19 protein-coding genes are annotated in these 21,844 nt (G+C 48.0%); 9 read left to right on the top strand and 10 right to left on the bottom strand.

Annotated elements, in window-relative coordinates:
- Position 1 precedes the first annotated feature (1 nt).
- From ACXAG2_RS15550 to ACXAG2_RS15560, 3 genes are read left to right on the top strand one after another with little or no spacing between them, the layout of a single operon-like run.
- A complete protein-coding gene (locus ACXAG2_RS15550; RefSeq protein WP_474868406.1) occupies positions 2 to 985 on the top strand; it encodes a polysaccharide deacetylase family protein in 984 nt (327 codons plus the stop codon).
- 2 nt (positions 986 to 987) lie between these two features.
- A complete protein-coding gene (locus tag ACXAG2_RS15555; RefSeq protein ID WP_474868408.1) occupies positions 988 to 2,031 on the top strand; it encodes a glycosyltransferase family 4 protein in 1,044 nt (347 codons plus the stop codon).
- Between the two features lie 3 nt (positions 2,032 to 2,034).
- Positions 2,035 to 3,153 (top strand): glycosyltransferase, encoded by a 1,119-nt coding sequence (locus tag ACXAG2_RS15560; RefSeq protein WP_474868410.1) that lies wholly within the window; start codon positions 2,035 to 2,037, stop codon positions 3,151 to 3,153.
- An 11-nt stretch (positions 3,154 to 3,164) separates the two neighbouring features.
- On the opposite strand, the gene ACXAG2_RS15565 is transcribed toward ACXAG2_RS15560, so the two are convergent.
- From ACXAG2_RS15565 to ACXAG2_RS15575, 3 genes are read right to left on the bottom strand one after another with little or no spacing between them, the layout of a single operon-like run.
- Positions 3,165 to 4,244 (bottom strand): GNAT family N-acetyltransferase, encoded by a 1,080-nt coding sequence (locus ACXAG2_RS15565; RefSeq protein WP_474868412.1) that lies wholly within the window; start codon positions 4,242 to 4,244, stop codon positions 3,165 to 3,167.
- Positions 4,245 to 4,249: 5 nt separating this feature from the next.
- The gene (gene xrt / locus ACXAG2_RS15570; RefSeq protein WP_474868414.1) at positions 4,250 to 5,695 is read right to left on the bottom strand and encodes an exosortase; all 1,446 of its coding nucleotides are present in this window, start codon (positions 5,693 to 5,695) and stop codon (positions 4,250 to 4,252) included.
- 54 nt (positions 5,696 to 5,749) lie between these two features.
- Positions 5,750 to 7,162, bottom strand: coding sequence for a TIGR03013 family XrtA/PEP-CTERM system glycosyltransferase (locus ACXAG2_RS15575; RefSeq protein ID WP_474868416.1), 1,413 nt, complete (start codon positions 7,160 to 7,162; stop codon positions 5,750 to 5,752).
- A gap of 198 nt (positions 7,163 to 7,360) precedes the next feature.
- Here ACXAG2_RS15575 and ACXAG2_RS15580 point away from each other — a divergent pair, with 198 nt between their 5' ends.
- The 4 genes from ACXAG2_RS15580 to ACXAG2_RS15595 are packed head-to-tail and all read left to right on the top strand — an operon-like array spanning position 7,361 to position 12,104.
- Positions 7,361 to 7,948: an XrtA/PEP-CTERM system exopolysaccharide export protein gene (locus ACXAG2_RS15580; protein WP_474868556.1), complete on the top strand. Its 588-nt coding sequence runs from the start codon at positions 7,361 to 7,363 to the stop codon at positions 7,946 to 7,948.
- A 25-nt stretch (positions 7,949 to 7,973) separates the two neighbouring features.
- The gene (locus ACXAG2_RS15585; protein ID WP_474868417.1) at positions 7,974 to 9,548 is read left to right on the top strand and encodes an XrtA system polysaccharide chain length determinant; all 1,575 of its coding nucleotides are present in this window, start codon (positions 7,974 to 7,976) and stop codon (positions 9,546 to 9,548) included.
- On the top strand, positions 9,548 to 10,459 hold the full coding sequence (locus ACXAG2_RS15590; protein ID WP_474868420.1) for an XrtA-associated tyrosine autokinase: 912 nt from the start codon (positions 9,548 to 9,550) through the stop codon (positions 10,457 to 10,459). The genes ACXAG2_RS15585 and ACXAG2_RS15590 overlap by 1 nt, the downstream gene beginning before the upstream one ends.
- On the top strand, positions 10,425 to 12,104 hold the full coding sequence (locus tag ACXAG2_RS15595) for a porin family protein (protein ID WP_474868422.1): 1,680 nt from the start codon (positions 10,425 to 10,427) through the stop codon (positions 12,102 to 12,104). Before ACXAG2_RS15590 ends, ACXAG2_RS15595 begins: the two co-directional genes overlap by 35 nt.
- A 101-nt stretch (positions 12,105 to 12,205) precedes the next feature.
- Here the strand turns inward: ACXAG2_RS15595 and ACXAG2_RS15600 are convergent, their stop codons facing one another.
- Together ACXAG2_RS15600 and hldE are read right to left on the bottom strand one after the other, a co-directional pair.
- Positions 12,206 to 13,303 (bottom strand): XrtA/PEP-CTERM system-associated ATPase, encoded by a 1,098-nt coding sequence (locus ACXAG2_RS15600; protein WP_474868423.1) that lies wholly within the window; start codon positions 13,301 to 13,303, stop codon positions 12,206 to 12,208.
- Between the two features lie 106 nt (positions 13,304 to 13,409).
- Positions 13,410 to 14,837 carry a bifunctional D-glycero-beta-D-manno-heptose-7-phosphate kinase/D-glycero-beta-D-manno-heptose 1-phosphate adenylyltransferase HldE gene (gene hldE, locus ACXAG2_RS15605; RefSeq protein WP_474868424.1) on the bottom strand — a complete coding sequence of 476 codons (1,428 nt, stop codon included), beginning with the start codon at positions 14,835 to 14,837 and terminating at the stop codon, positions 13,410 to 13,412.
- A gap of 23 nt (positions 14,838 to 14,860) precedes the next feature.
- Here hldE and ACXAG2_RS15610 point away from each other — a divergent pair, with 23 nt between their 5' ends.
- Entirely contained in the window at positions 14,861 to 15,211 is a 351-nt protein-coding gene (locus tag ACXAG2_RS15610; RefSeq protein ID WP_474868426.1) for a GIY-YIG nuclease family protein, read from the top strand.
- 2 nt (positions 15,212 to 15,213) lie between these two features.
- Here the strand turns inward: ACXAG2_RS15610 and ACXAG2_RS15615 are convergent, their stop codons facing one another.
- Positions 15,214 to 16,125 (bottom strand): DUF350 domain-containing protein, encoded by a 912-nt coding sequence (locus ACXAG2_RS15615; RefSeq protein WP_119502065.1) that lies wholly within the window; start codon positions 16,123 to 16,125, stop codon positions 15,214 to 15,216.
- A 97-nt stretch (positions 16,126 to 16,222) separates the two neighbouring features.
- Here ACXAG2_RS15615 and glnE point away from each other — a divergent pair, with 97 nt between their 5' ends.
- On the top strand, positions 16,223 to 19,090 hold the full coding sequence (glnE, locus tag ACXAG2_RS15620; RefSeq protein WP_474868428.1) for a bifunctional [glutamate--ammonia ligase]-adenylyl-L-tyrosine phosphorylase/[glutamate--ammonia-ligase] adenylyltransferase: 2,868 nt from the start codon (positions 16,223 to 16,225) through the stop codon (positions 19,088 to 19,090).
- A 61-nt stretch (positions 19,091 to 19,151) separates the two neighbouring features.
- On the opposite strand, the gene ACXAG2_RS15625 is transcribed toward glnE, so the two are convergent.
- From ACXAG2_RS15625 to ACXAG2_RS15640, 4 genes are all read right to left on the bottom strand, one after another.
- A complete protein-coding gene (locus tag ACXAG2_RS15625) occupies positions 19,152 to 19,766 on the bottom strand; it encodes a TcpQ domain-containing protein (RefSeq protein ID WP_474868430.1) in 615 nt (204 codons plus the stop codon).
- A gap of 106 nt (positions 19,767 to 19,872) precedes the next feature.
- Positions 19,873 to 20,802: an LpxL/LpxP family Kdo(2)-lipid IV(A) lauroyl/palmitoleoyl acyltransferase gene (lpxL, locus tag ACXAG2_RS15630; protein WP_474868433.1), complete on the bottom strand. Its 930-nt coding sequence runs from the start codon at positions 20,800 to 20,802 to the stop codon at positions 19,873 to 19,875.
- Between the two features lie 120 nt (positions 20,803 to 20,922).
- On the bottom strand, positions 20,923 to 21,180 hold the full coding sequence (locus ACXAG2_RS15635) for a DUF3081 domain-containing protein (protein WP_474847823.1): 258 nt from the start codon (positions 21,178 to 21,180) through the stop codon (positions 20,923 to 20,925).
- 82 nt (positions 21,181 to 21,262) lie between these two features.
- Entirely contained in the window at positions 21,263 to 21,835 is a 573-nt protein-coding gene (locus ACXAG2_RS15640) for an outer membrane beta-barrel protein (RefSeq protein ID WP_119502070.1), read from the bottom strand.
- Between the last annotated feature and the right edge of the window lie 9 nt (positions 21,836 to 21,844).

Here is a 21,844-nt window from a genome sequence, read left to right on the forward strand (position 1 = left end):
CGTGCTCGCGAAACGGATACAATCCAAGCTTGAGTCTATGATAGGTGTTTCAGCTTTTCGCTGGAAACACCTGCCGGACGGTGTATATGTACTTAACTTACACCGTATCGGCGATATGACGACCAGCAAACTCGATCCGAATGTATACTCCTGCTCCGCTGAGAACCTGCATAAACACCTGAGTTTTTTGCAGGAGTGTTTCACAATCATCAGCCTGGCGGAATTAAACCAGTTAATATCAACCAGTCCGAAACCGGACAAACGTTACTTACTGGTTACATTCGACGACGGCTACAAAGATAATTTTGTGCTGGCTTACCCTATTCTGAAGTCGCTGAATATTCCTGCCGTATTCTTTATTGCCACCGGACTCATTGAAAATAACGAACTCCCCTGGTGGGATAAAGTCGCGTATCTTATTCAGCGCTCACATATTCAGAAAATCAAACTACCCGGCTGGGAAGAGACGGTTGAATTCAAAACTAATCCTCAAATCTTTATCCGGTTAATTCTGAATCAGATTAAGCGCTGCGCTGCCCCTATTGGCGAACAAATTAAAGAGCTGGAAGATTTTGTCGGTATGCCGTCCCCCTATCCGGATGCAGAGTTTATGTCCTGGGACGATGTCATTACGTTAAGTAATAATGGTATGGATATCGGAGCCCATTCTCACAGTCATGACATACTCGCCAAACTCAGTGACGATCAGATGCTGTTTGAGCTCAGCCACTCCAAAGCAATTCTGGAAGAGAAACTGGGAAAACCGGTAAAGGCATTCAGTTATCCCGTTGGCAGCAAGAACACCTACAACGATTGCGTAATTGAGGCGCTAAAAGATAACGGGTATGAAATTGCCTTCAACTTTCATCCCGGCGTCAATGTAAATCTGGCAAAAAACCGCTATGACCTCTGTCGTTTCCCCATCGAATATATGATGGATGACGAAGCACTTAAGAAAATGCTGACCTACGCAAAGCGGATATAGCCATGACAAACCCCAGAATCCTTCATTGCGTGAGCAGCCTTCAGGTTGGCGGTGCGGAAAAATGCGCCGTTAACTTATTAACGTGTCAACACGCTAATGGTTATAAAGTGGCGGCTTTAAGCTTCGGTAAACCTGAAGAACCTTTTCAGTCAGTACTCGAGAGCCGTGGCATCCGCGTAATTAATAATACTGAAGGCCTCATTCGCAGACTGGTCAGATCGATTCGTATCTTAAAAGGCTTCGATGTGATACACATTCACTCGCCAGCAGTAATCCGCGCTTTTATGCCAATTTTCCCTTTTCTTATGGGTAAAAAAGTTCTGTACACGCATCACGGTGAAGACTCCCCCGATCAAAAGGGCATGCGCCTCAGTCACTGGCTGGGGGCACTTTATATAAACAGAGACTTTGCTGTTTCAGAAAAGGTTAAACAAAGTGTTAAACAGCGCTACAACTGGGAACCGGCCAGAACAGACGTTATTCCTAATGGCGTGTTGTTAAGCAAGGGCGACATTACCGCACCTGCTACACCGTTTAAGTTTGCTTGCGTTGCCCGGATGGTTCCCCTGAAGCAAATTGATAAAGTGGTCAACGCATTTGCACAGGCTGATATACCGCAATCTGAATTACATTTATTTGGTGACGGACCGGAAAGGCCGGCGGTGGAAGCTGCTGTGGCAAAACACAATTTACAACATCGTGTTGTGCTGCATGGAAATGTTCTTGATGAAGATGAGATATACCGGCATGTGGATTGTCTGGTGATCAATTCAACCACTGAAGGGCTTCCGATGGCCCTTATTGAAGCGCTGGCAAGAGGAAAGCCTGCCATTTCAACGCCGGTAGGTGAAATACCGAACCTCGACAAACGCTATCATTTTTGCCTTTTCAGTAAAGACGACACCGCCGCTCTCAGCGAAGTCATGAAAACCATGGCCTCCAGTCCTGAACAATGGCAAATGCTCGCCAGAAACGGAAAACAACTCGTGGAAGAATCCTATTCGATTGAGCAGGTATCCCGAACTTATTTGAACGCAGTCAGTTAATCCATGCAGAAAGAACACATTGTTTATTTTACCAACCTGTACCCTCTTCCCTGGGAGCCGGCGCGGGCCGCTTACAATAAGCAAATCGTATCAGCGTTAAGAAAGCACTGCGATGTGGATGTACTCACGCCGGTACCAGCTCCGGTGTGGTTCAGACAGCTTCTGAAAAGAAATCTGAAAAATTCAGAGGCCACTTTGTTTCCCTTTTTCTTTCTGCCTGGCTTTGGCCGCCGTACCTATGCATTGACCTTATTCCTGTCGATGCTCTTATGTGTATTTCCCCTCGTAAAACTCTTAAAGGCAAAACACATTGTTGCCAGTTGGGCATATCCTGAAGGCGTGATTGCCAGCCTGTTCAAAAAATGGGGAAATCGCAAAGTCGCCATTCATTGCGTGGGCACAGATATCAATTATCACTTCCGGCACTCTGCCAGACAAAAACAGATGCTGCGTGCATTTGACCGTGCAGATGAAGTGATAACGGTCAGTCGCGATCTTGCCGGGAAAATCGTTCCTCTGGCTACGGCGTCTACCCGCTGCAACGTGGTTTACAACGGCGTCAGCTTCGATAAATTCACCTTGAGTGATGCCTCAACCCACAGTAAGTCGTTCCTGTTTATAGGCAACCTGCTGACGACAAAAGGGGTGTATGAACTGGCCGGTGCCGCAGCTCTCCTGAAAGCCAGAGGTCTTGATTTTACCCTTGATATTGTGGGTAAAGGGCCCGAGAGCGATAAGCTTAAAGCACAAATCAGCAGCAATAACCTTGATGATATTGTTACTTTTCATGGTGCTGTTCTGCACGACGATATTCCGGCTCTTCTGGCGAACGCGAGAGCCCTTGTATTGCCAAGTTACCGTGAAGGGGTGCCTAATGTCATCATGGAATCCCTGGCGGCAGGCGTGCCACCTGTTGCCACCGCAGTAGGCGGGATCCCTGAAATTGTCCGTGACGGAGAAAACGGCATCCTGGTGCAGGAGCTCAATGCTTCAACGCTGGCTGATGCTATGCAAAAAGCGCTGGAGAAAGACTGGGATAACGCTGCCTTGCGTCATTCTGTGTCAGAGTACACATGGGAAAATTGCGCGCAGGGCTTCCTCAGCGCGCTTTCAATACGGTGAGTTGGATTGCGTTAACGCAATCCGGCTTTACGGGCAACGCCGGAGGCGAATGCCAAAGCCTTTATTACCAGCTTCTGCCATCCTGATGCATAAGCAGTCATACTGTAAACGGGTTCAGAAAACTCTGTCAGCGACTGTTTATAGCTTTGTTTCACACCGCTGCTAAGAAAGTCATATCCCTTCATCCCCTGCCCTGCGGCATATTCTGCCATTAAATAATGAATAAGGGTGCCGGGAGATATATTCGGGCTGAATCCGCTATCAATACCGCCCTGATAAAAGTAAACAGAATCACCGGACTTCATGCCGTAAAATGCACTCACAGGCTTTCCGCCGACTTCGGCATAAGCCAGCAGTAAAGTACCCTGCTTCAACAATTGGCCGGCCAGAGACTGATGAAAGCGGTTGAAATACACTTCATCAAAAATGGTGTTTTGCTGCTCCCCTTCCCAGCGCAACCGGTGTAAATCTGTGAGCACAGAATAGAACGCATCCAGCGACGCCGGATCGCTGCATATATGCAGCTGACCACCTAAGCGGGTAAACAGGTTATAGTAGCGCTTTGCCTTCTTTCTGAGCTTTGTTCCCGCTAAACCGTCATCTTCAAGGTTCATGAAGTAACGTTTCTGGGCCACTGTATTATCAACCAGGGACGGCGGATAAGCTTCGTCGGCTAACCGCAACAACAAAGCATCATGTTTTACGTTGTTAAGCACCAGCCCTTTGCCGGTTGATTTGATGGCTTCGATAAGAATAGCCGTGACAGTATCAACATGCTCTCTGCATACCAGCACATCGTGATATTCACTGAATACTTCGCTTTCTTCAGGCTCACCGGTGCCGGTAAAACGTAAACGGAAGGGCTCGCCTTTACGTTCATACAAAGGCAGAACAGCGATCATTTGACCATCGCTATGGAAAACACAAAGGAACTGTAACCGTGATATCAGGTGCCGGTAAGTGTCGAGCCAGGTGAGATTCCACGCAGGACTGAGGAAAATATGTGCATTCTCTGCCCGCTGATACAAATCCTGCCAGAGTGGCTTTACATTGAAAGCCTCCTCCGGTGTATCAATAACGCGCAAGTGCATAGTGGTTAGTATCGCTGATATTCAAAAGCTTCAGCGATCAACTGCCACTTGCCGGTTAAAGCATTACAGTTACTGTCACAAATAGTATGAGCCCATAACAGGCCAGAGCGCCGCTCAGCACTTATTGCATTTTCAATACGTTGCTTTTTCATCTCACCTGCAGAAGCCACCTGAATGCCGGGCGCAATAAAGCTGTGCGCAAATAAATGAAGCTGCCGTCCGTCACTGACCAGTTGAATAGTCCAGCTACCGTCTGTCATCCGGTCTGTTTCCTGCCATTCTGCAGGTACAGACTTCACCTGATACTGTGTAGGTTTTCCATCCAGGTCGGAACCGTCAAACAATATACTCAGCGTATCAAATGCGTAACCCTGAGATCGTTGCTCTTTAACGCAGACAGTCCCTTTGTATGGCAGGACCGGTGCATAATCATCATCAATCGAAGACAAACCTTTACAAGTCTGGTCAACTGTAGCGGGATCAGCGGTTAAGGTTAGTTGCAGAGCCGCGGAAGTCAGAATAAGAAAACATGCAGAGATAGCAATCACCGGTTTATGCAAAGTAAAACCACTGGCATGTTGCTCAACTGACGTATCTCCTGCCGCCGGCTCCTTCTTCACCAGCTTTTCACCATACCAGAAAAGAAGAAAAATGAACGGTGCGAATATGTACCAGCCAAAACTATTGTGGTCCTGCATCAACTCGCTTTCCATGTTTGTAGAATGTCCAATGAGAATCAACGCAACGATCCTGATCCAGTTGGTGATCAAAGCGCCGGCAATGGCTACCGTCATGAATTTTGCAATGGATACTTTATTTCTCAAGTTGAGAAACACAAACAAAGAGCCGATAGCCAGAGCCACAATGAAGTAACGTAATCCACTGCAGCCGCCGGCAATCACAAAAGTACCTTCAGGAATCATTACCGAGGTATTCTCCACGTAAGTCGGAATACCTGTGATCCCCATGATCTTCATTACAGCAAAGACGGAAAGATGTTGAAGTACAAACTGTAACGCACCCCACAAAGGGTACATAAACAACAGAAACGCTAAAGTGTAAACCAGACCGGCAGTGAAAGGCACCATCAACCAGAAGCTGTTCGCCAGCAACGCCAGAGACAGTACCCATACCACCAGGCTCAGTTGCGCTGCAATGGAAAAATAGTATGCGAAAAATAAAACAACAAAGGAAACAACAGCTGGCCAGAAAATAGCCTGACGGGGGGCGAGCTCCCCCCTGGTGGCGAGCTCATAGAGCAAATAAAGAAAAATAAAGGGGATAAGAAACGCGTGAGAATAGGTACCGTCATCAAAACCATGTCGCCATAATGTGATCATTACAGGATAGTTGACTACTGCCCACAATACAGTCAATGCACATAACGCAAAGAAAACAAACCTCGCAGGATGTGACTGCAAGAAACCTGACATTCCCGTCTTAATTATCATGTTATATATCCTGATCTGACTACAACATTCCTGTTTCTCAACGAACCGGTAGTGTTAGCGACCTTTGCCGAATAATACTATTTCTACGGTTCTGATTAGGATAAGTATATCCAGCAGTAAACTTTGATGCTTAACGTAATAAAGGTCAAACTTCAGTTTTTCCATAGAATCTTCGACGCTTGCACCATATGGATAGTTTAACTGCGCCCAGCCTGCCAGGCCCGGCTTAACGTTATGACGCTGATTATAATACGGTACTTCACGAACAAGTTTTTCAACGAATTCAGGACGTTCAGGGCGCGGACCGATAAAAGCCATCTCACCTTTAAACACATTGAACAGTTGCGGCAGCTCGTCAACCCGGTACTTACGGATGAAGTGACCAATCCGGGTCACCCGGTCGTCATTTTTACTGGCCCACTTCGCGCCGTCTTTCTCGGCGTCAGGCCGCATACTTCTGAACTTAATAATTTTAAACAACTTACCATTCAGCCCCACACGTTCCTGTTTGTAGAACACCGAAGCGCCGGTACGGCGTCCATCATCCAGCCAGATGATGGTGGCGGTAATTAACATGAATGGCCAGGTAAAGAAGAATACAAAGGAGGCAAGAAACGCGTTAAGCAGGTAATCCATAGCATCACGAAGGTAGTTCTGACTATGGAAGCCATTGGAGTAAATGACCCAGCTCGGATACATCAGATTGACCACAATCTGGCCGGTCTCGCGCTCCATGAAGTCGAGCAGGTCTGTGACTTCTATACCACGCAATCGGCATTCGAAAAGCACATCAATGGGCAATGTACCCCGGCGCTGATCGCAAGCGATGACAATCTCTTCTATTTCATTCTCGGCAATGAACTGCTGGAAGTTTTCGTCTACCTTCACATGAATAATTTTTTCTTTCTTAATACCATCTTCACGGTTATCACCGGGTATGGGAATGAATCCCATGAGATCGAATCCGATACGGTCAACATCACGGCGCATACGCTTTTCAATAATAGAAGCCCGTTCACCGGCTCCTAATACCACAATGCGCACTTTGCCTAATCCGAGTAAGCCAAGGCGATTTGTAAAATAGCGGAAAATCACCAGCGTAATAATGATGCTGGCAACGGCGGCCGGAAGAAAATAGGAATGCATGGTGAGTTCGTCGAAAAGCGCTCTGCTGACCACCTCTACCAGAAAATAACTTAAGCCGACACTGACAAATATGCGCCGGATAATACCGCGGAAAGTCTCTCTGAGCTTAGCTTCGTAAAGGCCCACAGACAGTGAGCAAACGAGTATGCAAACGGTCAGCATTCCCACATTCACAACCAGCTTTTCAATACTGACTATTTCACTGACACCGATCTGAACCAAAATGAACTGCGTAATGTATGCCATATACGCCACGAGCAGAGCTTCGGTCACTACAAGTATATTTGATCGTTTACTCTGGTTGTGCTTATTTATCGCCACCCTTGGCCCCCTGATACTGCAACATCTTTGTTCATGATAAAGGTTATTATTGTAATAGACTACATAAGATGTTGGCATTATAGTGGTATTTGCCGTAGGGTAAATTACATTAAGGCAAAAAAATTAATCATATCGAGTGTAGGATGAACTCTCATGTACTGGTCTAAACACGTTTTAAGTTTGACGGTTGTCGGCGCAATGACAGCCCTTTCTGGATGCACAAGTCACTCATCGTTGCCGGAGGCAACGGCCCACCCATCAATGACAACCAATGTAAACGATTATCAGTATCTCATTGGCCCGGGCGATTCGCTCACCATTTTTGTTTGGCGTAACCCTGAAATTTCTGGTCAGTTTATCGTTCGTCCGGACGGTAAAGTGACAACTTCACTGGTTGAAGATGTTGATGTAGCCGGTAAAACGCCTTCTATGCTTGCCCGCGAGCTTGAAGAGCAACTCTCTACCTTTATTAACAACCCCCGTGTAACTGTCAGTGTTGAGAACTTTGCAGGTCCCTTAAGCGAACAGGTTCGGGTAATTGGTGAAGCAACCAACCCCCGTGCAATCAGTTACACAGAAAACATGACGCTGTTAGATCTGATGATTGCTGTTGGTGGTTTAACAGAATTTGCTGATGGTAATGATGCCAAGCTTGTTCGCGTGGTCGATGGTCGGCAGACTACCTACGATGTCGATATAGATGAACTCATCCGCAATGGCGACATTACCAAGAATGTCGACATTCTGCCTGGCGACATCGTGATCATTCCAGAAGCCTGGTTCTAGTTGTAAAAAGTAGTTGGGACATTAAATGCAGGATTTACAGCGCACTCTTAGTCAACTGAGTGACCAGTTAAAGGGAATTTGGTTAAAAAAGCGCATCATTATGATATGCACCTGGATACTCTGTCCAGTGGGTTTCGCGTACGTAGCACTATTGCCAGACGTATATCGCTCTCAAGCAGTAGTGTTTGTTGATACACGGTCAGTGCTTCAGCCACTGCTAAAAGGTTTGGCCATACAGTCTAATCCGGATCAGGAGATCCAGATGATGGCTAAAACTTTGCTGAGCCGTTCAAATGTTGAAACCATTGCCCGTGAAAGCGATTTAGATCTGACCACGTCTACTGATCAGCAGTTTGATAGCCTGGTGAATGATTTGTCTCAGCAAATACAGTTACGTTCTACGGGCAGAGACAATATTTTTACTATTGCCTATGAAAATAGAAGTCCGGCTATGGCACAGACCGTGGTGCAGGAAACTCTGAATTTGTTCGTAGAAGGAGCATTAGGTAACAACCGTCGGGATACTGACACCGCAAACCGTTTCCTCGATGAGCAAATTGCAGAATACGAATCCAGGTTGTCTGAGGCAGAGCAGCGACTTGCCGGATTCAAACGGCAGTACAATAATATCCTTCCTCTGCAGGGCACTTTCTACACAACATTGCAAAACATGAATAATGACCTGGAAGCTACCAGGCTCAAGATTAAGCAAACAACACAGCAAGTTGAATCCCTGCAAAATCAGTTATCGAGGGCAAAAAATGCCGGCGATAGTTTTGCTGTAACGAACCAAAATGACTCTGTCTTGCGAACCCGTTACGATGAAAGAATAAAAACGCTGGAAGAGCGTCTGGATGATTTACAGCTACGCTTTACTGACCAGCATCCTGACGTGATTGAGTCAAAAGCACTTCTGGCCAATTTGGAAGCTGCCCGAAAAAAAGAAATTGATGAATTTCTTAATGCCGGCGATGGCGATGATGATGAAGTACCGATGAGTGACCTGAATCAGGAAATTAAGCTTGAAATCAGTCGCCATCAAAGCTCAATTGCAGCTCTGAATGTTAAAGAGCAGGACTTGCAACGTCGAATCGCAGCTTTGGAATCTAAAATCGATCTGGTTCCGCAAATCGAAGCCGAATCGGCAGCGCTTAACCGTGACTATGACATCACGAAGAGCAAATACGAAGACCTGCTTGCAAGACGGGAGTCGGCAGATCTGTCCAGACGAGCAGATGTGTCCGCCGAGGAATTGCAATTCAGAATTATTGAGCCTCCACTGAAGCCGAATGAGCCATCCGGCCCATACCGCGTTATTTTTTATACCTTAGTTTTGCTTATGAGTTTCGGTTTTGGTATTGGTTTAGCTTTCTTGTTAAGTCAGCTTTCTCCGCTGCTTATCCGTGCGTCACAGCTACAGCAAATCACTGACTATCCTGTCTGGGGAACTGTTACGCACCTGAACATCACGAAAATTCGTAAAATAAACCGGATGCGAATGGCAGTGTTTCTGTTGTCGTCAGGTTTACTCGTAATGGTTTACGGAGTATTAGTTGGTGCAGAACTGCTTAACATCGATCTTTTACAAGGTGTTTTATAATGAGCAGTACTATTGAAAAAGCCCTTCAACGTCAACGTGAGGCGCAGAAAAAACAAGAAGCTCTTTCTGCCCAAAGTGGTGCTGCTGACCCCAGAGTCACGGAACAACAGAAGGACCAACAGGCCAGTCCCGCTACAACGATCAAACGTGGTGGTTCTCCAACTCAGCTGGAGCCGCTCACACTGGATATTGAAAGGCTTGAACAAAATGGCCACATTTCGATAAACGGGGTTCGTAAACAAATTAACGAAGAATACCGGGAAATTAAACGCAAGCTCATCAACAATGCTTTCGGCCCGATCTCTTCAACGCTTCATAACAGCAACATCATCATGGTCACCAGTGGTCGCCCGTCGGAAGGTAAAACTTTTACCGCCTGTAACCTTGCGATGAGTATCGCTGCAGAACAGGATAAAACCGTTCTGCTGGTAGATGCCGATGTGCTCAAGCCTAACGTATTAAACACGCTGGGACTCAAACGCCGCAAAGGACTGATGGAATATCTGACCGGTGAAGTAGAAGACATCTCAGATGTACTCTACCCTACCAACCTGGATAAACTTAAAATCATCCCGGCGGGTAAATCTCACCATCTGACTACCGAATTACTGGCCAGCCAGAAAATGGCTGAAACTGTGAATGAATTTGCTAACCGCTATCCTGACCGTATCGTTATTTTTGATACACCTCCCTTAATTGGTATCACTGAAACAGCGGTACTGGCTAATTTTGCCGGACAAGCGGTTGTGGTAGTCGAGGAAGGCAAATCAAAGCTTAATGATGTACGTCATGCGGTAGAACGATTAAACCCGGACATGGCAATCGGCTTTGTTGTTAACAAGTCGGTCCATAACGATCCGGAAGGAACCGGCTACTATGGATACTACTACGCCGAAAGGCAAGACAATTAACATGTGCAGAGAACTACGTTCAAAAAGAAAATGGTTACCGGTATTAGCGCCGGTATCTTTGTTAATTGCTACAAATCTGTCATACGCTCAGGGGTTAAGTACGTCAGCATCTCTGGAAAGCTCAACAATTTTCCAGAATCGTCACTCAGAGGTACGGAATGAGGAGTTAACATCATTCTCGGTTAAGCCTGAAGCTAAAATTGCTTACAACTCCCGAACCTTTTCCGGAATAGTAACTGGCAATGTTATTCACCTTGAGCGCGACTCTGAAGATGTAGTTCGTAAAGATACCTTCTCCGAATTTACATACCGTGCAAATTGGCAAGCCTTAGAGCATATTCTCAACATCCGGACTTCCGGTAGTCAAAAGTACATTAACGGAAATGTTGGAGACTTTCTCGTTTCAGATTACTTTTTAAATGCGGAATCCTTGTCCAGAGTCGACTCACAAGCATACGGGGCTGATTTAACTATTCCTAAAGGGAAATGGGTTAGTGGTGCCGGTACGGTAAACTACATAAAAACCACATCTGAAGAATCTGAATTCAGACCGTTGACGGGACTTAACAATGATTCTTTAATTGGTTTCCTGAATCTTACAAACGGTACCCGCGCTCAGGATTATTTCTGGAATGTATCCGGCACCATTACGAACCTTGAACCTTCCGAGGAGTCAGGCAATGGTGACTACACTGGGAAATATGTGATTGGCTCACTGGATAGTATGGTCTACAACGACTGGGGGGTTCGTGCAACTGCCAGCTATGACGCCAATGAACTTGTTGCCAGGGTAGATGAATTTTCTAACGAACGCGAGTTTAAAAGCTACGGATTAGGCGTAGTCTATCGTGAGGCTGCTGGCCGTTATATATCTGTCACGGCTAACAAAGTAAACTCAGATGTACTGCGTGATGATGGTGATGTCTTCGTGGGTATCGATGCAGCGTGGGCCTTAACGCCCCGAACCAGCGTTGAGGCATCTATCGGCCGCCGTTTTTATGGTCGTTCAACGAATGTAGGTATCATCTATAATACCCGCAAACTACGTGGAGCACTCAAGTACACGGAGATGGTCACCTCGTTCAGCCAATTGATCGCCACCCCTCAATCGTTAGGAGTATTTGTCTGCCCGACCGGAGATTTCACAGCAGACGCATGCTTCCAGGCACCTTCACTCGATTACACACTGGAAGAGGACGAACAGTTTCTTCAATTTGTTACTACGGGCCTCGAATTGTCCAACTCTATTTTCCTCAGAAAAGCCGCGAATGGCGAGTTCGGCTTTCAGGGCCGCCGGGGAACTGTTTTGGTAAACTTGCAATTTTCCGATGATGAATACCTCGACGTAGCTCAACAACGCACAACCTACACAGCTGAACTTAGCAGTAACTACAAGTTGAGCCGTCATTCCAGCTTTCTTACCAGTATTCGTTATGGCGTTATTGATCAAACCAGAGACGGGGCAGAACGTGACAGCGAACAGTGGTTCGCGTCGCTGGGTCTTCGCCGGTCTTTCGGTAGAAACATCAGTGCCGATATAGAAGGAGGCTATGTAACCCGCTCAGGGACTCTGGCAACCAGTGCGTACGGTGCTAATTATGATGAACGCCGGATTAACATAACGATCCGCTACGATTTTGAATAACATCTACGCCGGAAAGTTAAAAAAAACGCCGCAATTGCGGCGTTTTTTATTGGATTAAGAATCGCTATTCCGGCTTAAGCCTGACCCCCTGTTCCGCGATTTCAGCCTTCATCTTCTTCTTTCAGTTGAGCAACATTCTGATATTTATTTTTCAATATTTTATCAATGTACTGAGTCAATTTTACCTTGTGCGCAATAGCGTCATCCAGCGCATCCACCAGCTCAGCCAGCATGGCCTTATAATACTCAGCATCCTGCACTTCTTTGCCTTTTGGCGTCACCAGCTTCTGATGAGGGCCTTTCTTTTTCAGACTGGCAACCACTTCAGATAAATCCATATCTTCGTCGATATCATCAGACTCATCGTCCATCACCGGCGCATCCGGCAAAAACATTTCATCTTTAACTTCGTCGATGACGGTATTTACCGCTTCTTCGTCCAGCGTTTCCAGTTCCTCAAGGAATCCGAACAACAGTATACGGTCCATCAGCGTGTTAATTTTGCGGGGTACACCGCGGGTAAATTGATGAATACGGGAAAAGGCTTCGTCTGAAAACAAAGACTCACCATTCCAGCCCGCATGGTGCATGCGGTACTCAATGTAACGTTTTGTCTCTTCTTCCATCAACGGGGCCAGGTGGCAGGAGGCCACGATACGTTGACGGAACTGCTCCATATTCGGTGCGCGCAGAATTGGCTGAAGCTCTTCCTGACCAAGCAGGAAGCTTTGTAGTAACGGTTTTCCGAACTGCTGGAAATTGGACAGCATACGCAGCTCTTCGATGGTTTCCAGCGGCAGGTTTTGCGCTTCATCCACCAGTAACAGCGCACGACGACCCTGCTTGCTTAAATCAAACAGAAACGTTTCCAGCTCTTTAAGAATATCGGCTTTAGTCAGGCCGGCCACATTGATACCGAATTTAGATGCAACCATCTTCACCAGTTCATCCGGTGTCAGTTTTGGTGTCACAATTTGTGCAGCAACAATATCGTCTTCAATTTCAGCCAGCAGACTGTTTGCGATAGTGGTTTTACCCGTACCGATGTCTCCGGTGATAACGATAAATCCTTCCGCCTGAGACAACCCGTATTGCAGGTATGACATCGCCCGCTTGTGCCATTTACTGGCGAAGAAAAAAGCCGGATCCGGCGTTAGCTGGAACGGCTTGGAATCAAGTCCATAAAAACTTTCGTACATGTATTATACCGCTGATACTGAAAACCACTTCTTGTGTGCATCAAGGGTATCGTAAAGCTGGGTTAACCGCCATGCCTTAACCGGACAAATTGGCGAATAAAAGAGCTTATTGTTGCCCGCTGACGATCTGGCTGATGATTCCGGTGGTAGATACACCTTCTTCAAAGTGCAATACCCGCACTTCGCCGCCGTTTTCCATGACTTCTTTGCCGCCGGCAATCTCTTCCACTTTGTAGTCACCGCCTTTAACGAGGATATCCGGCAGCAGGCCGGCTATCAGGCGCTGCGGCGTATCTTCACTGAACGGCACCACCCAGTCTACCGCGGCGAGCCCTGCAAGCACGGCCATACGCCGGCTCACGTTGTTAACAGGGCGTCCTGGCCCTTTAAGACGGCTGACCGAAGCATCATCGTTTACTGCCACAATCAGACGATCACCTAATTTTGCAGCGGCTTGCAGATAGCTCACATGACCCGCATGCAGAATATCGAAACAACCGTTCGTCATGACAATTCTCTCACCACGGTGACGGGCTTGCCTCATCGCCAGACGCAATTGTTCTTCAGTCATCACACCACCATCAAGATGGCTGGCCTGCTCTCCCAGCGCCACAGCAAGTTCTGTAGTCGATACTGTGGATGTACCTGATTTACCAACCACAATACTGGCAGCCAGATTCGCCAGCACACAGGCATCAGCCATACTGCTGCCTGCCGCCATTGATACGGCAAGTACAGATACCACCGTGTCACCGGCACCGGTAACGTCATACACTTCTTTGGCCTTTGCCGGCAAATGAAACGGACTGTCGCCCTGTTTAAATAAGGTCATGCCCTGCTCTGAACGGGTCAGCAACACAGACTCCAGCGACAAGCTGTCTCTTAAGGATTCAACCTGAGCAGCTAAAACTTCTTCACTGTCTGCTCTGCCTTTCACCGCTTCAAGTTCTGCACGGTTAGGTGTAATTAACGTGGCGCCTGCATAGCGGCTGAAATCATTCCCTTTAGGATCGATTATGACCTGCTTACCGGCTTCTTTTGCAGCCTGAATAAATGCCTGCGCATCAGTCAGACAGCCTTTTGCATAGTCTGATAATACGACCAAGTCATGCTCCGGAAGCGCCTTATAAAAAGCCTGAGTCAGCGCTGCTTTGTCAGCTTCAGCAAAGCTCTTTTCGAAATCCAGTCTTAACAGCTGCTGATTCCGGCTCATCACCCGTAATTTCGTAATGGTATCGTAACCTTCACAGCGCACCAGCTTGTGAGAAATACCGTGCAATGAAAGGCGCTGTTCGAGTATACCGGCGTTATCATCATTGCCGCACAAACCCAGCAGCGTCACCTTTGCACCCAGTGTAGCGGCATTAATTGCCACGTTAGCTGCCCCGCCCGGCCGGTCTTCTGTGCTGTTTACGTTAACCACAGGCACCGGCGCTTCCGGCGAAATACGGGCGGTTCCGCCAGTCCAGTAGCGGTCAAGCATGATATCGCCGGCAATCAAAATACGGGTTGTGCTAAAGTCTGGTAGAATCATGTTTTTTCTGACTATCTTCAAAGTTGCAGCAGAGTATACCAGCCATCAAAGTAAAAGAGCAGACACAGGCACCGTCATGGTATGTGTATATGGTGGAAAACCGCCTGGGACAATTCTATACCGGTGTCACAACAGACCCGGCCAGACGGATCCGTCAGCACAGAGGAGAAATACAAGGTGGCGCAAAGGCGCTTAAAGGCAAAGCGCCACTGGTGTTCCGGATGGTGGTATCTGCCACAGACAAATCTGCGGCGATGAAAGTGGAATACTGGCTTAAGCAGCTCAGTAAAAGGCAGAAAACCGCCCTGCTTGACGGTAAAAAAGCCCTTCCCGGCGACTTCCCGGACTGCACTTCGCAATTCAAAACGTGCTGAGCTTAATCCAGAAACGCCAGTACACCGTTCACAATGAGTGCGATCCCGATACTCAACGTTAACTCAAGACAGGCCACGCCGATGTTATGCTGCTGATCCACCTCCTGGCGGTAGTTCAGGCCGAACAGCAATAACTTCTTACTGATGGTGACCAGCACCAGTAATGCGAGGGACAGCACCACGCCGGTGGCCAGCCAGCCGGTAATATTACTGACATAGCCTGACGGATGATAAGTCAGCAGGTGGCTTGCCGACGACACAATCATCGCGATACCTAACAGGTTGCCCGCATGTTCCACCGCCAGTGCCAGTTGTCCTTTTCGCAGCGCCCCCTGAAATGAGTCGTTCTGATTATCCCGTGCATACCGGATTTCATACACCCTGGTCATCATCAGCAATAGGGCCAGCACCACAGTAAAGCCGGTCACAATGGCGATAATCGCGTTCATATCGCTGCCATCCACCCACAACATCATACTGCGTAAAATAATGGCGCTGGCTATCAGACTGGCAGCATCAACAAGGGCAACACTGACACTGCGCTCTCCGATTAAGTCCATGGTATCCAGCTTATTCAGCACAATTTTGTCATGGGCATAACGGCCGAATTTAACCAGTAATACCCCGGTTAAACCAAAAATCAGCATCCCTTTTGTTGCTTCCAGATATCCCTGCCCCACGTGACGACCCACCACTGAGCCAACAACGATACACAGTGACAACATGCCGCCGGCCATGCTGATCCCGAAAGCGAAGTTATCCTGCACACCCAGCTCTTCTACTACAGAGCGCTTGCGGAACGCACCGGACAACCATTTCATGACCATTAACAGCAATAAAGCCAGACCAAAATCTATCAGCAGATAAACCCATAAATCGTGGGGCAGCGGGTTCAGCTTTACCAGTGCATCCATGAAATATTAACTCCGTATTCAACGTTAAACAGGACTGGAGACCCTGTGCATCTTGTGCCAGACTCGGTGCACATTCACTCTGACGAAAACATGTATTATGCCTACGAAGGAAGTAAAAAACAGGATTATCACTGAAAAGGGAACAGCTTGCTGGCAGGCTCTGAATGAGCGGCATTCTCTGAGTGAGCAAATTCAGTTACATCAGGCAGAAGTCATAGCGGCAACAGGCTGCAGTGAGTTCATCTTTCGTCAGTGTATGCAGGATGTGGAAAACCTTGAATTTTGCCTGTCAGACGCTCCGGTTCCGGTAACCGCTGAAGCTTTCAGTGACAGCCTGAAGCCACTTTTAAACGACCTTGATGAAGCCGGAATGATGCGCGTTTTACGCCGCTTCCGTAATCAATACATGGCCAGAATTGCCTGGCGGGATCTGCTGAACCGGCAATCCATAGAAACGTCCTTACAACAGGTATCCGCGCTGGCGGACGCGTTGATCCTTTGTGCATATGACGCGCTTTACAGCACTCACTGCCGTAGTTTCGGCACACCTGAAGGGAGCGAAGGCCCGCAGCCCATGCTGATTTTAGGTATGGGAAAACTCGGCGGCAGAGAACTGAATTTTTCGTCAGATATCGATTTAATCTTCGTTTATCCGGAAAAAGGCGAAACCTCAGGCGGACGAAGAACTATGGAGCATCAGCAATTTTTCATTAAGCTTGCTCAGAAGCTCATTAATGTTCTCAATAAAATCACGCCGGACGGTCAGGTCTTCCGGGTAGACATGCGCCTCAGACCATTCGGTGACAGCGGACCGCTGGTTATGCATATGGCCGCGTTTGAAGATTACTATCAGGAGCAGGGACGGCACTGGGAACGCTTCGCCATGATTAAGGCCCGCGTACTGAATCCCCCTTCTCCCTACCGTGCTGAGGTTGAAAGTATTCTTAAACCCTTTACTTACCGCCGGTACCTGGATTTCACGACAATAGAGTCACTGCGGGAAATGAAGGGGTTAATTGCCAGCGAACAGCGCCGCAGACAACTTACCGGCAACATAAAACTGGGTGCCGGCGGCATCAGGGAAATTGAATTCTTTGCCCAGAGCTTCCAGCTGATTCACGGAGGCCGCGAGCCTGACTTGCAGGTTAAAGGGTTACACGACACACTCTCCGCCATCGCTGCATTAGCACTGGCCGAAAAAGATGATATAGAAACCCTGTACAGTCATTATCTTTTCCTGCGGAAAACCGAGCATACCCTGCAACAGATTAACGATGAGCAAACTCAGCTCCTTCCGGCTGATGAATTCCGCCGGACAGTACTCGCAGAAGTGACAGGCTTTTCCTCATACGATGATTTTCTTCAGGAACTGGAAAAGGTGTGTCATGGCGTTCATACCCGTTTCCGCGAGCTTATCGACAGCAGTGAAGACAATCATGACGCAGATGACTCTGTGTTTCTGCGCTGCAGGGACGCCTGGGATCTTGAACTGACAGAAGACGAATTTTGTGCACTGACCACACCACGGTTTGACGGAGAAGACGGCCGCACTATTTTTTCAATCCTCAGCAATTTTAAAGAAAAACTGACTCATACGCGGCTGGGACAGCGTGGCAGGGATACGCTGAACAAACTGATGCCGGAAGTCCTGTATGTTCTGTCGGAAGAAGCGCCGGAAAAAATGATAACCGTGCTGCAGCGGGTGCTGAATGTGATCAGTGCGATTACCGGGCGTACCACTTACCTGGATTTGTTACTGGAGAATCCCGATGTACTGCGCCAGTTAATGAAACTGTGTGACCGCAGTAACTGGATTGCTGAACAAATTCAACGATTCCCTCTTCTGCTGGACGAACTGCTGACGCCACTTTATCTGCAACAGCAAAAAACAGGATACCGGCAAAGCCTGGATACTTACCGTGACGAATTGCGCCAGAGCCTGCTGCGTGTTGAGCCTGAAGACGTAGAACTGCTGATGGATACATGGCGTCAGTTTAAGCTTTGTCAGCAGTTGCGCATTGCCGCCAGTGATATCAGCGGATCTCTTCCGGTAGCCAGTGTCAGTGACAAGTTAACGGCTCTGGCAGAAGTCGTACTGGAGAGTGTTCTCAACAGCGCCTGGCAGCACACCACAGAGCGTTACGGTCCGCCGTCTCACCTGCAGGAAGGAGAAACCGGTTTTGCTATTGTGGGCTACGGCAAGCTTGGCGGGTTTGAACTGGGCTACGGCTCCGATCTTGATTTAGTGTTTTTACATAACGCCCCGCAGGACAGCCACACTACCGGCAAGCGAACGCTGGATGCCACTCAGTTCTATATTAAGCTGGCTCAGCGCATCATGCATCTGCTGAACACTAAAACCCTTTCCGGACAACTGTACGAAACCGATCTGCGACTACGGCCGTCGGGCAATGCCGGCCTGTTAAGCTGCCATCTCAACGGATTCAGAAAATATCAGCAGGAAGACGCCTGGACCTGGGAACATCAGGCGCTGGTGAGAGCCAGAGCCATTACCGGCGATGCGGCGGTGATTGAGTCTTTCGAAGATATCCGCAGAACGATTCTCGCCAAACCCAGAGACACAGGCTCTCTGGCAAAAGACATCACTGAGATGCGGGTAAAAATGCGGGAGCACCTGCTCAAAGATAATGCGGAAGGACTCGACCTTAAACAGTGTCGCGGCGGGATCACAGATATTGAGTTTATGGCTCAGTTCTGGGTACTGGGCTATGCCTCGCAGCACCCGGGCCTGATGGATTTTCCTGATAATCTTCGCATTATTGAACAAACCGGCAAAGCGGGATTAATCACTGAGGATACCGCCAGTCAGCTACAGGAAGCGTATCTGGATTTGCGTGACAGATATCACCAGTTAACGCTGGCTGACCACAGGTATGCAGGAAAAGAGGATTTAAGTGATATCAGAGCCGGTGTACAGAAAATCTGGCAGGACGTCTTTGCCTGAACTGAAGCTTTCTGCCGGCGCCCCTTTCAGCCCCGGGCACCGGGGGCTCTGAACTGACATGTTAGTTTACAACGTTGCAGTTTTTCTTCAGAAAGGGCGTCACTTCATCGGTTACCACCAGAGAACGTTGTTGCGGGCACACATACGTGCCTACTCCGCTTTCAAAGTTTGAATCAATGGCACTGGCAATGTCCGATAATGAACCGACGATGGTGTTATCAATCTGAAAGTGATACTTGATGACAAAGTCCTGGTCAAGATCCCAGATAACCTGCATCCCTTCCTGCTGGGCATAACGGGTAATGGCTTCACGTAAGGTATTGCCGGGCTTAAAGCTCCGGTTCTTGTGTTCACCGACCCAGCGGTTATTAGCCGGTTTCAGTTCGCTGGACATACCGGACAACTGACTGTCCAGGCTGCCGCCCTCGTTGTTCAATTCCACCACAAAGTCGCTTTCCTGATCTTCAATAGGATCGCTGGCCGTCATCCGGTATTCACGGTAAAACTCACTGAGCCCCTGTGAAATGGACTTTTCCTCTTCAGGTTTTTGCGGAGCTGATGATTTGTTTTGCTCGTAAAGCACAACCACAATGCCGGCGACCACCAGCGTGGCTAGCGCCACGCCAATGTGTTTTGCCCAGAAGGCAGCATCTGATTGTCTTTGTTTAGTGGCCATACAATACATCCGGACAGCGCATGTTATTCCCGTTTCAGTATAGACGGAAAATGGACTTCACGGCTACTTTGTGAGGAAAAAATCTTACTAAACAACTAAATAGCCATCAGTCGTAAAGCGATGGAGTATCCGGATCAGGACGTGTTTTAAATCGCTTGTGCGCCCACAAATAGCTTTCAGGCTGTTCAGCGATAATTTTTTCAATGTGCTGATTCAGCAACGTTAAAGCAGGCACATCTTCCAGTTCACGCAATGCTTCCAGAGGCGGATAAAATTTCACTTTATAACCATCCCGCGTGTACTGAGAAGTGATGATCAGCGGCACACTGTCAGTTCTTCTGACGAACATCAGGGTTGCCGTGGTGGTTGCCGTATCTTTCACTCCGCCAAAGGGTACAAAGATACTTTGCGCCCGGCCGTAATCCTGATCAGGGAGATACAAACACAGCTCTTTTTCCGCCATCGCTGCGAGCAGGGCTTTAGCATTACGTTTATGTACCATGTACTTATTTGAGCGCGCACGGCCATGATACTGAAGATAATCCATCAGCGGATTATCATGCTTTCGATAAAAGCCCACAGCAGGATGGACATAGCCCAATCCACGACAGGCAAACTCCAGGTTCATGTTGTGAAGCGCCATACCAAATACGCCCCTTCCCTGAGCCAGCGCCGCTTCGACATGCTCGAAACCTTCAACGGTAAAGTGTTTCTTAATCCGCCACGCCGGCCACCACCAGCCCATGCCGGTTTCGAACAGCGCCATTCCCGTACAACGGATATTTTCTTCCAGCAACCTTGATTGCTCACCGGCTGACAATTCAGGGTACATAAGGGCCAGGTTTCGTCTGGCTACATTTACCCGCTTGGGTAACAGCCGGGCGATGAGTTTTCCTGTTCCGGCACCAAGCGTGCGGATCACAGGAAACGGAAGCCACAATAAGAGATAAAGCACGCCGGCACCCAGCCAGACGCCCCAATATTTAGGGCCGAGATAGGAAAATTTGAAAACAGGGGGTTTTATAGCAGCAGACAAAAACAAACCATCCGGATAATTATTTGCTGCTTATTGTACTCATTTGTCGCCTGCCAGCATACCGGCAGGCGAAAGAAAGCAGGAAAACTCCGATGAGTCTGCTTAAACGATCAGAACAGGCTAATACTGCTTATCGATTTCTTTCAGTTTTTTCTCGAACTGATCATAAGCATCCTGAGACGGATAATCAAAACGGTACTGGTTGTGAAAGCCGAACTGCAACTTCACCTTAGCATCTTCAATAAATAAGGTGTAACCATCATGGTCGGTGAATGCCACAATACCGTTAAGCAAATATTTATCGTCTTTCTTCTCGCCGCTCTGGCGAATTTTATCGAACACCTGAAGCAGAAATTTACTTTCCAGTTCATTTTTCATCGGGAGATACTCCATCAGCAACTGTCATACTATTCATACGGTAACAGCCGCTGATGGATTACTTTTACGTACAGCGAAGGGACTAATTAAAGTTGTAGCGAAAACCGAGGTTCAGCACGGTGGCAGCGAAATCGTCCTGTCCACGAACGTATAATGCTTCCATTCGCAGCATGCTGTTCAGACCGACGTGATAGTCAAAGCCCAATCCGGCCATGCCGGCAATAATGCCATCATCGTAAGCACAAAAGCCTTCAGGGATTGAATCAATATCACTAACCTGGCAACTGCCTGTTTCAATGCTTTGCAAACCCTGAACATCCACATTCATGACGCCCAGTTTGTAGTATAACTCGCCGGTACGCCCGCCCGCTTTACCCAGCACTGCCAGATAAAGGCCCTGGGCTTTCAGCGCATCGGTATCGCCTTCTTCATCCAGTAAATTCTGGTAGCCGGCTTCTACATACCATTTACTGCTGAACTGGTGACCCAGCGCAAGACTGTACGCCACGCCTTTATTTTCAGTGTCGCCAAATTCTGCATCGGTATAACCCACCGTCGCCAGCCCGTACATTCTTTCGGTGGCCTGCGCGTTGAAACTAAGGCCTGCAAGACTTAACACCGGTAACAGCAAGGCGGTTACTATTCCTTTTTTCATACTCTGCAA

It is taken from the genome of Alteromonas sp. ABH4_456, from assembly GCF_056160645.1.